The following is a 13,323-nucleotide window of genomic DNA, read 5'->3' as shown; positions in this document are numbered from 1 at the left end:
TGTGGGCGGGGCACCCCGCGTCCGTGCGCATGCTCACGACCGTCACCGGGTCCCCGTCCCACGCCCGGGCCGTCCTGCCGTTCGCCCGGGCGGTCGGCGCCGCCGGTCACGAGGTGGTGGTGGCGTGCCCGCCCGACCTCGCCGCCGCGTTCGACGACGAACCGGTGACGGTGGCACCGGTGCTCGTCGCGCTCTCCGAGGCCGCGGCCCGGTTCGTGCCGCGCATCGAGGCGCTGGGCGCCGACCCCGATCCGGCCGCCGTGGTGGCCCGGGTGTTCGCGGGCGAGCACATCGTCGAGGAGGTGCGGGCGCTGCGGCGGCTCGGGGCGTTCGACCTCGTGCTGCGCGACGGGGGCGAGTTCGCCGGGATGCTGTACGCGGAGGAGCTCGGGGTTCCGCACCTGCCCGCGCCGTCCGGGGCCGCGCACGTCCTCGACCCGCTGCACGTCGGCCCGCTGCTGACCGCGTCCCGCACCGAGCTCGGGCTGCCCGCCGTCGCCGACCCCGCCGCGCTCGCCCCGTACGGCCGGCTCGACTGCATGCCGCCGACGTTCTCGTTCGCGCCGTCGTGGCTGCCGGAGGCGGACGCGTACCGCCAGGACGACGAGGTCGACCGGGGCGGCCGGCTGCCGGAGTGGGTCGCGGCGCTGCCGGCGGGGCGGCCGCTGGTGCTCGGGTCACTCGGGACGGCGCTGCCGATGATGCAGGCGGCCGGCCGCAGCGCCCCCGGCGGACCGCCCGCCGACCCGGCCGCCGGGCTCCGCGCGCTGGTCCGTGGCGCGAACGAGGTGGACGCCGAGGTCGTCGTCGCGACCGCGGGGCTGGCGTGCGACGTCGAGCCGGCGCCGCACGTGCACCTCGAGCGGTGGGTGCCGCAGCCACTGCTGCTGCAGGTCGCCGACGCGATGATCACCCACGGCGGCTACAACACGGTGCGCGAGGCGGTGCGCCACGGCGTGCCGATGGTGGCGTTCCCACAGTTCGGCGACCAGTTCGCGAGCGCGGGCCGGATCGCCGCGCTCGGGCTCGGGCGGCACGTGGACGGTCCGTCGGTGGCCGCCGGGCTCCGCGCCGTGCTCGACGACGCGTCGGTGCGGGGCGCGGTCCGCGCCGCCCAGCGGGCGATGCTCGCGCTGCCCCCGGTGGCCGCCTTCGTCGAACGGGCGGAGGCGCTCGCGGCGTGAGGGGCGCACACTGGGGGGCATGGTCCTCCGACTGACGACCTACGGGCCGGCCTCCCTCGTCGCCGTCGCACTCGCGGCCGACGCCGACGACATGCCGCGCGACGTGCGCCTCGTCGAGCCCGAGGTGGCCGCCGAGATCGAGGTCCTCGTCGAGGAGCACCACGGCGAGGGGCTCCTCGGGGTCGACCTCGACACCCTCGTCGAGGAGGCCACGGCGCGGGTCGACGCCGCTCGCCGGTGAGCGCGCGCCCGACCCGGTAGCCTGTGCGCACGTGCGGTTCCTCGACGGCCACGTTCCGGCTCACGACCTGACCTACGACGACGTCTTCCTCGTCCCCGAGCGCTCCGACGTCGCGTCCCGGTTCGACGTCGACCTCGCGGTCGCCGACCCGTCGGGCGCGACGATCCCGGTCATCGCGGCGAACATGACGGCGGTGTCCGGCCGACGTATGGCCGAGACGCTCGCGCGGCGGGGCGGCATGGCCGTCATCCCGCAGGACGTCGACCCGGCCGCGGTCGCCGACACCGTCGCCGGGGTGAAGTCGCGGCACGCCGTGTGGGACACCCCGGTCGTCCTGAACCCGGGCGAGGCGGTCGCGGACGCGCTGAACCTGGTCAGCAAGCGCGCGCACGGCGCCGTCGTCGTGGCCGACGAGGGCGGACGCCCGCTCGGCGTCGTCCGCGAGGCCGACTGCGCCGGGGTCGACCGCTTCACCCGGCTCGCCGACGTGCTGGTGCCGGCCGTGACGGTGCCGGTGGGCACCGAGCCGCGCGCGGTGTTCGACGCGCTGTCCGCGCCCGGCGCGGGCGACCTCGCGATCGGGGTCGACGACGACGGCCGGCTCGCGGGCGTCCTCACCCGCACCGGCGCACTGCGCGCCGAGGTCTACGCGCCGGCCCTCGACGTCGACGGCCGCCTGCGGGTCGCCGCGGCGCTCGGCGTCAACGGCGACGTGGCGACCCGGACCAAGGAACTCGTCGCCGCGGGCGTCGACGTCCTCGTGGTCGACACCGCGCACGGCCACCAGGAGAAGACGATCGCCGCGCTGCGCACGGTACGGGAGGCCGCGCCGGACGCGGTCGTCGTCGCCGGCAACGTGGTGACCGCGGCGGGCACGATCGACCTGATCGAGGCGGGCGCGGACGTCGTGAAGGTCGGGGTCGGACCCGGCGCGATGTGCACGACGCGGATGGCCACCGGCGTCGGCCGCCCCCAGTTCTCCGCCGTGGCCGAGTGCGCGGCGGCCGCCCGGGCGCGCGGGAAGCACATCTGGGCCGACGGCGGGGTGCGACACCCGCGCGACGTGGCGCTGGCCCTCGCGGCGGGCGCCTCGGCGGTGATGGTCGGGTCGTGGTTCGCCGGGACCTACGAGTCGCCCGGCGACCTGCAGCGCGACGAGCACGGCGCCCCGTACAAGGAGTCGTTCGGGATGGCGTCGAAGCGCGCCGTCTCCGCCCGCACCCGCACCGACTCGGCGTTCGACCGCGCCCGCAAGGGCCTGTTCGAGGAGGGCATCTCGTCGTCGCGCATGCGCCTCGACCCGGCCCGCCCGGGGGTGGAGGACCTGCTCGACTCGATCTGCGCGGGCGTGCGCTCGGCGTGCACCTACACGGGCGCGTCGACGCTCGAGGAGTTCCACACGCGCGCGGTGCTGGGCATCCAGTCCGCGTCCGGCTTCGCGGAGGGTCGCCCGCTGCCCACCGGCTGGTGAGGGTCGGCCCCTCCCCCCGTCGCGAACGAACGGCACTCTCGCAGCATCTATGTGCGCGAGAGTGCCGTTGGTTCAGCGACCGGCGGGCCGGTCAGCCGCCGTGCGCCTCACCCTCCAGCATCTCCGTGACGAGCGCCGCGATCGGCGACCGCTCGGAACGGGTCAGCGTGACGTGGGCGAACAGCGGGTGGCCCTTGAGCTTCTCGATCACCGCGGCGATGCCGTCGTGGCGGCCGACCCGCAGGTTGTCGCGCTGGGCGACGTCGTGCGTGAGCACGACCCGCGAGTTCGTCCCGAGCCGGGAGAGCACGGTGAGCAGGACGTTGCGCTCCAGCGACTGGGCCTCGTCGACGATGACGAACGCGTCGTGCAGCGAGCGCCCGCGGATGTGGGTCAGCGGGAGCACCTCGAGCATGCCGCGCTCGATGACCTCCTCGACGACGTTGGTCGAGACCAGCGCGCCGAGGGTGTCGAACACGGCCTGCGCCCAGGGCGCCATCTTCTCGTTCTCGCCGCCGGGCAGGTAGCCGAGGTCCTGCCCGCCGACCGCGTAGACCGGGCGGAACACGACGATCTTGCGGTGCTGCTGGCGCTCGAGCACCGCCTCGAGGCCGGCGCACAGCGCCACGGCGGACTTCCCGGTGCCGGCGCGACCGCCGAGGGAGACGATCCCGACGTCGGGGTCGGTCAGCAGGTCGATCGCGATCCGCTGCTCGGCCGACCGGCCGTGCAGCCCGAAGACGTCGCGGTCGCCGCGGACGAGGCGGACCTGCTTGTCGGGCGTGACGCGCCCGAGGGCGGAGGACCCGCCGGCGAGCAGCCGCAGCCCGGTGTGACAGGGCAGCTCGCGGGCCGCCTCGACGTCGGTGAGCCCGTCGGCGAACAGGTCGGAGATCTCCTGCGGCTCCGCGGCGACCTCGGCCATGCCGGTCCAGCCGGACGTCACGACGTCCTGGGCGTGGTACTCGTCGGCCGGGAGACCGACCGCCGCCGCCTTGACGCGCAGCGGCATGTCCTTGGTGACGAGGGTGACCCGGGCGCCCTCCGCCGCGAGGTTCGCGGCGCACGCGAGGATGCGCGCGTCGTTCTCCCCGGTCCGGAACCCGGCCGGCAGCACCGACGGGTCGGTGTGGTTCAGCTCGATGCGCAGCGACCCGCCCTCGGGCGTGATCTCGATCGGCTGGTCCAACCGGCCGTGGGTGATGCGGAGGTCGTCGAGGAGGCGCAGCGCCTCCCGGGCGAACCAGCCGAGCTCCGGGTGGTGGCGCTTGCCCTCGAGCTCGGTGATGACGACGAGCGGCACGACCACCTCGTGCTCGGCGAAGCGGGTGGGGGCCCACGGGTCGCTGAGCAGGACCGAGGTGTCCAGGACGTAGGTGATCGGGGTGACCGACGGGGGCTGTGCGACGTGCTCTGCGCTCACGGCTACTCCCTCGGGCGGTCGCGGCACCCACGACCACGGTTTCCTCGCTGGGACGAGGTGACCTACGTCGTGATCCGGTGCCGCCGAGGCGGCCCCCCGCCGGGGGACCTGCCTCTCCGGCGCCGCGCGCGAGGACCGGGTGCCGGCCCTCCCACCGGGTCGTCCGGGCCGTGATGCACGCCCGCCGGGGCCGACGCCCCGGCGGTGCCGCGGCACCGCGTCCCGATCCGACCCGTCACGTTCTCCGGCCTCCCCGGACGGTCCGCATCCGCTACGGCGCCGTCGAGGCGGACGGTACAGCCGGTGACCGGTCGTTGTCGCGCGCCGAGCGTGACAATTTCGGGTCGGACATCACACGCTGGGCGACATCGGCGTGTCGTCGACGTGTCGGGGGTACCGCTCGGCGTCCGCCGCGGCCTCGATGTCGCGGCGCAGCACCGCCGGCGTCCAGGACTCGTCGAGCAGGCGCGCGAAGCGCTGCCCCGCGGTCGTCCCGGGTGGTCGGGCGGCGAGCCAGGGCCGGACCAGGCGGGCGCCCTCGACGTAGGTCGTGGTGTGGATCCGCCAACGCGGGTGGGCCAGGAACTCCAGCATCCGGCCGGCGCGGTCGTCGTCGACCAGCAGCCAGCGCCGCAGGTGGGCGCGCGCCCGGTCCTCCCGGTCGGGCGCCGACGAACCGTGCAGCAGCAGCGCCGCGTCCTGGCGCACGCTCGCGAGCGGCTCGCTCGCCGTCTCGATCGCCTCCCCCAGGCCCGCGCGCTCGGGTCCGGGGGCCCCGGCGATCCCGACGAGGCGCTCGGCGGCCCAGCGCCCCCACCCCGGCCCGACGACGGCGTCGAGCCCGACCTCCGCGGCGCCCTCGGCGACGAGGCTCTGCGGGGTCCGCGCGAGCAGCAGGGTCCGTTCGGGGCGCAGGGTGCCCTCGGTGCGGGCGGCCTCCGTGTGGTGCCCCGGGTAGGCCTCGTGCGCCACGAGCAGCGGCAGGTGGCTCCACCGGTGGCCCGCCTCCACGGCGACCTGCACCACCGACCGGCGCGGCCCGGACCGCCGGGTGAATCCGGCCCACGGGGCGCCCCGGACGACCTCGAGGTCCACCACCTCCCCCGGCGGGAGCCCGACGGTGGCCGCGGTCGCCTCCCGCAGCCCCGCCAGGACCGCCGCGGTCGCCTCGCGCAGCACCGCCGGCGGCACCCGGTCGGCCTCGCGGAAGGCGGTCATCGCGGCGGGCAGCCGGGCGAGCGGCACGCCGAGGAGCGCGGCGAGGGCGTCGTGCGCGGCGCGGTAGCGGTCCTCGTCGCCGGGGGCGATCCGGACGCCGAGGCAGCCCTGCACCTCCTCGACGAACGACGTCCCGCCGCCCGCGGCGCGGAACGCGACGACCTCGCACGCCGCGAGCTGCGCGTCGAGGTACTCCGCCCGGCGACCGCGGTGCTGGCCGAGCCGGCGACGGAGGTCGGCCGCCTCCCGGCGGAGCGCCTCGGGGTCGGTGTCGCCGGCGTCGTCGGGAACGGCATCGGCGAGGTGGGCGTCGACGATCCCGGGCACCGCACGACCGAGGCGCAGCCCGAGCCGCACGTAGGCCCGCGCGAGCCCGTCGAGGCCCTCGTCCGCGTGTCCGTCCACCGTCCGACGAGGTTACCCGCCGTGGCCCGATCGGGCCTCGGAGCGGACACCGCGTCGCTGAATACGACGGACGGGTGTCGAGGTGGCTCACGCAGCGAAAGCCGACTGGGCCTGGCGAGACCCTTTCCCTGTTTTCCCGGGCGACGTCTCACCCGCACAAAGCACTCAAGTTGCAGTACGAAGTAGGTGCCACTCGATCGGGTAACCAGCGAATCCCTCGGCGGGGTCTCCCGTTAGAGTTCATGTCATCCGGTCACACCGTCCGTGAGATCGGAAAACACGATCGCGGTCCCCCGATACCGAATCGGGGACCCACACTCACGAGGAGAAACTCGAATGCTGCTGAAGAAGGCGGGAATGGTCGTCATCGGTGCCGCGGCGGGCGTGGCGGCGCTCTCCGGGACCGCTTTCGCCGGCGAGGCTCCCTGCGACCACGGCAGTGACCGCGGCGTCGAGGGCTCGCACCACCACGGCCACCACCACGGCGACCGCGACCGCGACAACGACCGCGGCAACATCCGTTTCAGCGACGACGACTTCAGCCCGTCGGCCGACAGCACGCAGGGCTTCTTCGGCGACCAGACCGGCCTGGTGAACCTGGGCAACACCAACGTCCAGGCCCCGATCAGCGCCGCGATCGGCCTGCTGGGCAGCGTCAACGCCTGATCCGTGCCATGACGGCGGGTGCCGGGGTCCCGAGCGACCCCGCACCCGCCGTCGTGTGTTCGGCAGCACGACCTGATCTCGTCCGACGGCGGGTGCGGAAAGTGTGGGAGCGGACCCGCACCCGCCGTCGGGAACGAGCCGTGCGACGACGCACCGGCGTATCCGTGCCCATCGGGGGATGGCACGGGTGCGCCGGTGCGTCCTGCTGCGTTCAGCTGCCGTAGCGACGATTCCGCTCGGAGTAGTCGCGCAGCGCCCGCAGGAAATCGATGCGACGGAACTGCGGCCAGAACGCCTCGGTGAAATAGAACTCCGAGTACACTGACTGCCACATGAGGAATCCCGAGAGGCGCTGTTCCCCCGAGGTCCGGATCACCAGATCCGGATCGGGCTGCCCGGTGGTGTAGAGGTTCTCGGCGATGTGGTCGACGTCGAGCACCTCCGCGAGCTCCTCGATCGACGTCCCGGCCTCCGCGTGCCGCAGCAGGAGCTTGCGCACCGCGTCCGCGATCTCCTGCCGCCCGCCGTAACCGACGGCCGCGTTGACCTGCAGCCCGGTCCGACCCTGCGTGGACTCCGCCGCCGCGGCCAGTCGGGCGGCCGTCGCGGCCGGCACCAGGTCGGGCGCGCCGACGATGCGCAACCGCCAGTCGCGGTCCGGCGCCGCCAGCCCCTCGACGGCGGTGGCGATGATCTCGAGCAACGCCTCGAGCTCCGCCGGCGGTCGGTTGGCGTTGTCGGTGGACAGCAGGAACAGGGTGACGACCTCGACGCCGGCCTCGTCGGCCCAGTCGAGCATGTCGACGATCTTGCGGGCGCCGACGCGGTGGCCGTCGCTGGGGTCGGTGAGACCGACCTCCTTCGCCCACCGGCGGTTGCCGTCGAGGATCACCCCGACGTGACGGGGCGGGTGGCTCGCTGCGACCTTGCGGCGCAGCCGTCGCTCGTAGAGCGAGTACGCCACCTCGCGGACGTTGTCCCGGACGCTCACGGGCGGCCAGGCTACGCCGCCGACCCGCTCCTCCGACCCCCTCGTCACCCGCCCGACGGGCGCAGTTCTCCGGATCCCCGGCGGGCTGTCCTACTCTCTGGAGGCGTGACCATCGTCGACAGCGCCCCGGCGACGCCCGTCAAGCCGCGCCTGCGCGGCTGGCTGCACCTGTGGTCCTTCGCCGTCGGGATCGCCGCGGGTGCCACCCTGATCGCCCTCGCCGGCTCCACCGTCTCGGGTGAGGCGGCGGCGGCCGTGGCCGTCTACTCGGCGACCGTGCTGGGCGTCTTCGGCATCAGCGCCCTCTACCACCGGCGTTCCTGGGTCTCGCCCCGCGCGCGGACCACGATGAAGCGTCTCGACCACGCGATGATCTTCATCTTCATCGCGGGGACCTACACGCCGTTCGCGGTGCTGGCCCTGCCCGAGACCACCGGGCTGATCGTCCTGGCCGTGGTGTGGACCGGCGCGGTGGCCGGCGCGGCGCTCAAGGTCCTGCGCCCGCACACCACCCGCTGGGTCGGGGTCCCGATCTACCTGGCGCTCGGCTGGGTCGCCGTGTTCGTGCTCCCCGACCTGCTCGCGCGGGGCGGTGTGGCGGCGTTCGTCCTGCTCGTGGTGGGCGGTGCCATCTACACCCTGGGGGCGGTGGGCTTCGCCCTGCGGCGGCCGCACGGCTGGCCCGCCACCTTCGGGTACCACGAGTTCTTCCACGCGGCGACGGTCGTCGCCGCGATCTGTCACCACATCGCGATCTGGCTGATCCTCTACGCCTGATCGCCCGGCTCGTCGGTCTGCTCGTCGGCCTGCTCGTCGGTCTGCTCCGGCGTTCCCGACGGGGGGTCCAGGCGCGGCCCCCGGGTGCGGAGCTCGTCGACCGTGCTCATCGCCTCCCGCAGCTCGGCGAGCCACGGCTCGGTGTGCTCCCCGACGAGCGCGACCGCCCAGGCCAGCGCCTCGGACCGCGACCGGGCGACCCCGGCGTCGACCAGCGTGTCCAGCACCCGGCGCTCCGGCTGGCGCAGCCGCGTCATCACCGGCACCGACAGGGTGGTGAACAGCTCCTCGACCCCGCCGTCGCCGTCCGCGATCCGCGCGCCCCACGCGACCTTGCGGCCGTAGCGGTGCTCGGCCTGTCGGGCGATCTCCATCCGGTCCTCGCGGGACTCCTCCCGGAACCGGCTGATCCGTCCCACGGCGCTCGCGGCCCGCGCGGCGGCGTCACCGTCCACCTCGGGGGCCGGCAGCTGCCCGACGATCAGGATCTCCTCGCGGTCCACCGTCACCTCGGGGGCCGCCACGAACCAGCCGTCCGGCAACCGTCCGGCCAGCCAGGCCTCGAGGTCGTCGGTCGCGGGCAGGTCCCCTGCCGGGCGCCCGCCGCGGCTCACGCGTCCCCCGCCGCCGGGGCGTCCCCGGTGTCCTCGTCCCACCATCATCATCGGCTCCTTCGTCGTGCGATGCACTGATTACAACATTACGCACGTGCTGCGGTCGAGTCGGTTCGCGGTGAGCGGACGCCTTCCCCAGGAGGGCGCCCCTCCCCATCCGCCCCTCCCCATCCGGCAGCGAAGCGTCGTTGCTGTCACCCGGTGGCAGCGAAGCGTCGTTGCTGCCACCCGGTGGCAGCGAAGCGTCGTTGCTGCCACCGGGGGAGGCTCACCCCAGGTGCAGCGCGCCGGCGAGCTCGTCGGGCGTGGTCACCGGGCGGTCGCACACGAACCCGCGGCACACGTAGGCGGCCGGCACGCCGTCGACCAGCGGCCGCCCCGCGAGCAGCGGCACCCCCGGGGCGTCCGGCTCGCCCCCGACGACCACCGTCCCGCCCGGCGCGTGCCGCCGCGCCGCCCCGAGCAGCGCCTCCCGGTCGGCGGCCCCGACGCCGACGACGGCCACCTGCAGCGGGCCGGTGAGGGCCGCCTCCGCCGCGCTCGCCCAACCGCCCGCGAACCGCGCGTGGCGCGCCAGCAGGGTGCCCGCCGTGGTCAGCGCGGCGTCGGCCGCCGCGCGGTAGCGGGCCGAGCGCTCCGGCCCGACGAGCACCGACGCCGTGAGCAGGGCCGCGGTCAGCACGGACGAGCCGCAGGGGGTCGCGCCGTCGGTGATCTCGCGGGGGCGGCTCACCAGGGCCTCCGCGTCGTCGGCGGTGTCCCAGAACAGGCCGGGGTCGGCGTCGGCGAAGTGGTCCAGGGCGAGGTCGAGCAGACCGCAGGCCTCGTCCAGCCAGCGGGCCTCCCCCGTCGCCTGGTGCAGCGCGAGCAACGCCTCGGCCACGGCCGCGTGGTCCTCCAGCACGCCCGGCGCGTCCCCGACGACACCGTCCCGCGAGGTCCGGCGCAGGCGCCCGTCGACGAGGTGCACCCGCAGGAGCATCCCGCCGGCCCGGCGTGCGGCGGCGAGGAGGTCGGGACGGCCCAGGGCGGCCGCGGCCTCCACGAGCGCGGTGATCGCGAGCCCGTTCCAGGCCGCCACCACCTTGTCGTCCCGCGCCGGCTGCGGCCGGGTCGCGCGGGCCGCCAGGAGCGCCTTGCGGGCCGCCTGCCAGCGGGCGGGGTCGACCGGGTCGACCGGCATCTGCAACGTCGAGCGACCGTCCTCGAAGGTGCCCTCCGGGGTGACGCCGAGCAGCTCCGCCGCCCACGCCCCCTCCTCGGGCCCGAGGACGTCGGCCAGCTCCGCCGGGGACCAGACGTACGTCGAGCCCTCGGTCCCCGCGGCGTCGGCGTCGAGGGCCGCGGCGAACCCGCCCTCGGCGGTGCGCAGGTCGCGCAGCAGGAACGCCGCGGTGAGCTCGGCGACGTGCCGGGCGAGGCCTCCCGCCAGCCGCGCCTCGTGCGCGTAGCTGCGCAGCAGGAGCGCGTTGTCGTAGAGCATCTTCTCGAAGTGCGGCACCACCCAGCGGGCGTCCACGGAGTAGCGCGCGAACCCGCCCGCCAGCTGGTCGGGCAGGCCGCCGCGCGCCATCCGCTCGTGGGTGGCCGTGACCATCCGCCACGCGGCCGCGCTGCGGGTCCGCTCGTGGTGGCGCAGGAGGAACTCGCACACCGAGGACGGCGGGAACTTCGGGGCACCGCCGAAGCCGCCGGCCGTCGCGTCGAACTCACCCTCGAGGGCGGCCACCGCGCCGGCGAGCACCTCCGCGTCCACCGGTGCCGCCGGCAGCGACCGCGCGACCCCGGCCAGCTGCGTCACGATGCCCGAGGCGGCGCTGCGCACGGTCTCGTTGTCGGTCTCCCACGCCCTCGCCACCGCCGCCAGGAGCTGGGTGAACGACGGCATCCCGCCACGCGGTTCCGCCGGGTAGTAGGTGCCGCAGTGGAACGGCTCGCCGGTCGGGGTGAGGAAGCACGTCATCGGCCAGCCGCCCTGGCCGGTCATCGCCTGGGTGGCCTCCATGTAGACCGCGTCGACGTCCGGGCGCTCCTCCCGATCGACCTTGATCGCCACGAACCGGTCGTTCACGAACGCCGCCACCTGCGGGTTGGAGAACGACTCGTGCGCCATCACGTGGCACCAGTGGCAGGCCGAGTAGCCGACCGACAGCAGCACCGGCACCCCGCGCTCCCGGGCCTCCGCGAACGCGGCGGGCTCCCACGGGCGCCAGTCGATCGGGTTGTCGGCGTGCTGCCGCAGGTACGGGCTGGTCGAGTCGGCGAGCCGGTTGGCCATGGCCGCGATGGTCGCACGGCGTCACCGGACGGTCCGCCGTCGGCGTCAGCCCTCCGGGCCAGCGCGGCCGCCCGGTGACGGGGAGTCGACCGGTCCCGACGACGGCTCGGGCGCCGGGCCCCCGTCGGGCGTCCCCGCCGTCTCCGACGTCTCCGCCGTCTTCCCCGGCTCGTCGAACGACTCCGGCACGTTGCGCAGCCGCTTCGTCATCGACCGGATCAGCAGGAACGTCGCGATGCCGAGCAGGAGGATGACCACCAGGGCGATCGGCGAGGTCTTGCCGAACTCCTCCCCGCGGTCGGCGCCCGGCGCCGGCGGCTGGGCCTGCGCGAGCAGGATGACCAGGCTCGCGGGCATCACGAGGTCAGCACCCGCTCACGCACGCCGGAGAACAGGTCGCCGTCCTCGGCCGACTCCGTCTCCGCCGGGTCGCCCACGAGGGAGCGGGCGAGCTCGTAGTCCTCGGTGGGCCACACGCGCTGCTGGAGCTCCATCGGCGTCTGGAACCAGCGGCCGTTGGGGTCGATCTGCGTGGCGTGGGCGAGCAGCGCCGCGTCGCGCACCGGGAAGTACTCGGCACAGCGCACCCGCGTGGTCACCCGGGCGCCGGGGTCGGGGCGCGAGGAGGTGTCCCAGTTCTCCAGCCACTCGGCGTACGGCGACTCCTCCCCCGACGCGAGCATCGCCTCGTGGAAGGCGACGATGCGCGCCCGGGAGAACCCGTGCGAGTAGTAGAGCTTCAGCGGCTGCCACGGCTCCCCGGCCCCGGGGAAGCGGTCGGGGTCACCGCACGCCTCCCACGCCGCCATCGACACCTCATGGCAGCGGATGTGGTCGGGGTGGGGGTAGCCACCGTTCTCGTCGTAGGTCACGACGACGTGCGGCCGGAACTCCCGCATCACCCGGACGAGGGCCTCGGTCGGCACCTCGAGCGGCTCGAGCGCGAAGCAGCCCTCGGGCAGCGGCGGCTTCGGGTCGCCCTCGGGCAGCCCCGAGTCGACGAAGCCGAGCCACCGGTGCTGCACCCCGAGGATCTCCGCCGCGCGCGCCATCTCCGCGCGCCGCACGCCGACCATGTCGGCGAGCACCTCGGGGCGGTCCATGGCCGGGTTCAGGATGCTCCCGGCCTCACCCCCGGTGCACGTGACGACCATGACCTCCACGCCCTCGGCGACGTAGCGCGCACACGTCGCCGCGCCCTTGCTCGACTCGTCGTCGGGGTGCGCGTGCACCGACATCAGTCTCAGCTGATCTCCCACGTCCACCATCATCCTCCGACCCCCCGACAGCCTGCCGCGCCCACCGGGTACCCCACCCCCGCCGAGCGGATCGTCGCAGGTAGGCGAGGCCCTGTGACTTTCCCCGGAGATCCGGGAACCTCTCGGGGGCGAAGTTCGTACCGGCTCTGCAGGGCCCCGACCGTGTTAGTGTCCACCGACACGGCCCGCATGCCGCGGGTCGTGTTTTTCCGTCTGTGGACGCCCCCGCGACCTCCTCGCGGGAGCGTGCAGGCCGCCGCCCCGCGCCCGCGGGACCGGACCCCGAGGAGTTGATCGCCGTGACCGAGACGCAGACCCAGGTGACCTGGCTGACCCAGGACGCCCACGACCGCCTCAAGGCCGAGCTCGACGACCTGGTGGCCCAGCGTCCGGCGATCGCGCAGAAGATCAACGCCGCGCGCGAGGAGGGCGACCTCAAGGAGAACGGCGGCTACCACGCCGCCCGCGAGGAGCAGGGCGTCATGGAGGCGCGCATCCGCCACCTCCAGGAGCTGCTGCACACCGCGAAGGTCGGCGAGACGCCCACCGAGTCGGGGACCGCCGTCCCGGGAACCGTGCTCACCGTGCGCTTCGAGGGCGACGACGACACCGAGACCTTCCTGCTCGGCTCGCGCGAGGAGGGCTCGGCGGGCTCCCTCGAGGTCTACTCGCCGAACTCCCCGCTCGGCTCCGCGCTCATCGGCGCCAAGGCCGGCGACACCGTCAGCTACGACCTCCCCGACGGCGGGTCGATGGAGGTCACCCTGGTCTCGGCGGAGCCCTACTCCCCCTGACC

General features: G+C 74.9%; 13 protein-coding genes. 6 read left to right on the top strand and 7 right to left on the bottom strand.

The annotated features are described in order from the left end of the window. Positions 1 to 29: 29 nt before the first annotated feature. Genes ACQPYX_RS05030 through ACQPYX_RS05020 form a run of 3 tightly spaced genes read left to right on the top strand, consistent with a single transcriptional unit; the run spans position 30 to position 2,896 of the window. Entirely contained in the window at positions 30 to 1,184 is a 1,155-nt protein-coding gene (locus ACQPYX_RS05030) for a glycosyltransferase (RefSeq protein ID WP_433803673.1), read from the top strand. Between the two features lie 19 nt (positions 1,185 to 1,203). Beyond that, positions 1,204 to 1,425 (top strand): hypothetical protein, encoded by a 222-nt coding sequence (locus ACQPYX_RS05025; RefSeq protein ID WP_433801817.1) that lies wholly within the window; start codon positions 1,204 to 1,206, stop codon positions 1,423 to 1,425. Positions 1,426 to 1,456: 31 nt separating this feature from the next. Further along, the gene (locus ACQPYX_RS05020; protein ID WP_433801816.1) at positions 1,457 to 2,896 is read left to right on the top strand and encodes a GuaB1 family IMP dehydrogenase-related protein; all 1,440 of its coding nucleotides are present in this window, start codon (positions 1,457 to 1,459) and stop codon (positions 2,894 to 2,896) included. Between the two features lie 91 nt (positions 2,897 to 2,987). Here ACQPYX_RS05020 and ACQPYX_RS05015 read toward each other — a convergent pair whose 3' ends face one another. Beyond that, entirely contained in the window at positions 2,988 to 4,319 is a 1,332-nt protein-coding gene (locus ACQPYX_RS05015) for a PhoH family protein (protein WP_433801815.1), read from the bottom strand. Positions 4,320 to 4,670: 351 nt separating this feature from the next. Beyond that, positions 4,671 to 5,942 (bottom strand): DUF885 domain-containing protein, encoded by a 1,272-nt coding sequence (locus ACQPYX_RS05010; protein ID WP_433801814.1) that lies wholly within the window; start codon positions 5,940 to 5,942, stop codon positions 4,671 to 4,673. Between the two features lie 336 nt (positions 5,943 to 6,278). Here ACQPYX_RS05010 and ACQPYX_RS05005 point away from each other — a divergent pair, with 336 nt between their 5' ends. Then, positions 6,279 to 6,608, top strand: a complete 330-nt coding sequence (locus ACQPYX_RS05005) for a hypothetical protein (RefSeq protein ID WP_433801813.1) — start codon at positions 6,279 to 6,281, stop codon at positions 6,606 to 6,608. A gap of 211 nt (positions 6,609 to 6,819) precedes the next feature. Here the strand turns inward: ACQPYX_RS05005 and ACQPYX_RS05000 are convergent, their stop codons facing one another. Beyond that, positions 6,820 to 7,599 (bottom strand): isoprenyl transferase, encoded by a 780-nt coding sequence (locus ACQPYX_RS05000; RefSeq protein ID WP_433801812.1) that lies wholly within the window; start codon positions 7,597 to 7,599, stop codon positions 6,820 to 6,822. Between the two features lie 105 nt (positions 7,600 to 7,704). On the opposite strand from ACQPYX_RS05000, the gene trhA reads away from it, so the two are divergent. Next, positions 7,705 to 8,376 (top strand): PAQR family membrane homeostasis protein TrhA, encoded by a 672-nt coding sequence (gene trhA / locus ACQPYX_RS04995; protein ID WP_433801811.1) that lies wholly within the window; start codon positions 7,705 to 7,707, stop codon positions 8,374 to 8,376. Here trhA and ACQPYX_RS04990 read toward each other — a convergent pair. From ACQPYX_RS04990 to mca, 4 genes are all read right to left on the bottom strand, one after another. After that, positions 8,367 to 9,035 carry a hypothetical protein gene (locus ACQPYX_RS04990; protein ID WP_433803672.1) on the bottom strand — a complete coding sequence of 223 codons (669 nt, stop codon included), beginning with the start codon at positions 9,033 to 9,035 and terminating at the stop codon, positions 8,367 to 8,369. The two genes, trhA and ACQPYX_RS04990, sit on opposite strands and share 10 nt — an antisense overlap. Before the next feature lie 223 nt (positions 9,036 to 9,258). Continuing rightward, complete coding sequence (locus tag ACQPYX_RS04985; protein ID WP_433801810.1) at positions 9,259 to 11,268, bottom strand: thioredoxin domain-containing protein; 2,010 nt, start codon at positions 11,266 to 11,268, stop codon at positions 9,259 to 9,261. Between the two features lie 45 nt (positions 11,269 to 11,313). After that, positions 11,314 to 11,625: a hypothetical protein gene (locus tag ACQPYX_RS04980; protein ID WP_433801809.1), complete on the bottom strand. Its 312-nt coding sequence runs from the start codon at positions 11,623 to 11,625 to the stop codon at positions 11,314 to 11,316. Continuing rightward, a complete protein-coding gene (mca, locus tag ACQPYX_RS04975; protein ID WP_433803671.1) occupies positions 11,625 to 12,536 on the bottom strand; it encodes a mycothiol conjugate amidase Mca in 912 nt (303 codons plus the stop codon). The genes ACQPYX_RS04980 and mca overlap by 1 nt, the downstream gene beginning before the upstream one ends. 290 nt (positions 12,537 to 12,826) lie before the next feature. On the opposite strand from mca, the gene greA reads away from it, so the two are divergent. Continuing rightward, positions 12,827 to 13,321: a transcription elongation factor GreA gene (gene greA / locus ACQPYX_RS04970; RefSeq protein ID WP_433801808.1), complete on the top strand. Its 495-nt coding sequence runs from the start codon at positions 12,827 to 12,829 to the stop codon at positions 13,319 to 13,321. Positions 13,322 to 13,323: the final 2 nt, after the last annotated feature.

The organism is Actinomycetospora sp. CA-084318 (assembly GCF_050955885.1).
GTDB lineage: Bacteria > Actinomycetota > Actinomycetes > Mycobacteriales > Pseudonocardiaceae > Actinomycetospora.
The sequence above is the reverse complement of the archived record's forward strand: the minus strand, read 5'-3'. Positions and strand labels throughout refer to the sequence as shown.

What these genes read in the sequence shown, in the direction of transcription:
- ACQPYX_RS05025 (WP_433801817.1), top strand. Translation starts at nt 1,204, where the DNA reads ATGGTCCTCCGACTGACGACCTACGGGCCGGCCTCCCTCGTCGCCGTC.
- ACQPYX_RS04980 (WP_433801809.1), bottom strand. Translation starts at nt 11,625, where the DNA reads ATGCCCGCGAGCCTGGTCATCCTGCTCGCGCAGGCCCAGCCGCCGGCG.
- mca (WP_433803671.1), bottom strand. Translation starts at nt 12,536, where the DNA reads ATGGTGGACGTGGGAGATCAGCTGAGACTGATGTCGGTGCACGCGCAC.
- ACQPYX_RS05030 (WP_433803673.1), top strand. Translation starts at nt 30, where the DNA reads ATGCTCACGACCGTCACCGGGTCCCCGTCCCACGCCCGGGCCGTCCTG.
- ACQPYX_RS04990 (WP_433803672.1), bottom strand. Translation starts at nt 9,035, where the DNA reads ATGGTGGGACGAGGACACCGGGGACGCCCCGGCGGCGGGGGACGCGTG.
- ACQPYX_RS05005 (WP_433801813.1), top strand. Translation starts at nt 6,279, where the DNA reads ATGCTGCTGAAGAAGGCGGGAATGGTCGTCATCGGTGCCGCGGCGGGC.
- ACQPYX_RS04985 (WP_433801810.1), bottom strand. Translation starts at nt 11,268, where the DNA reads ATGGCCAACCGGCTCGCCGACTCGACCAGCCCGTACCTGCGGCAGCAC.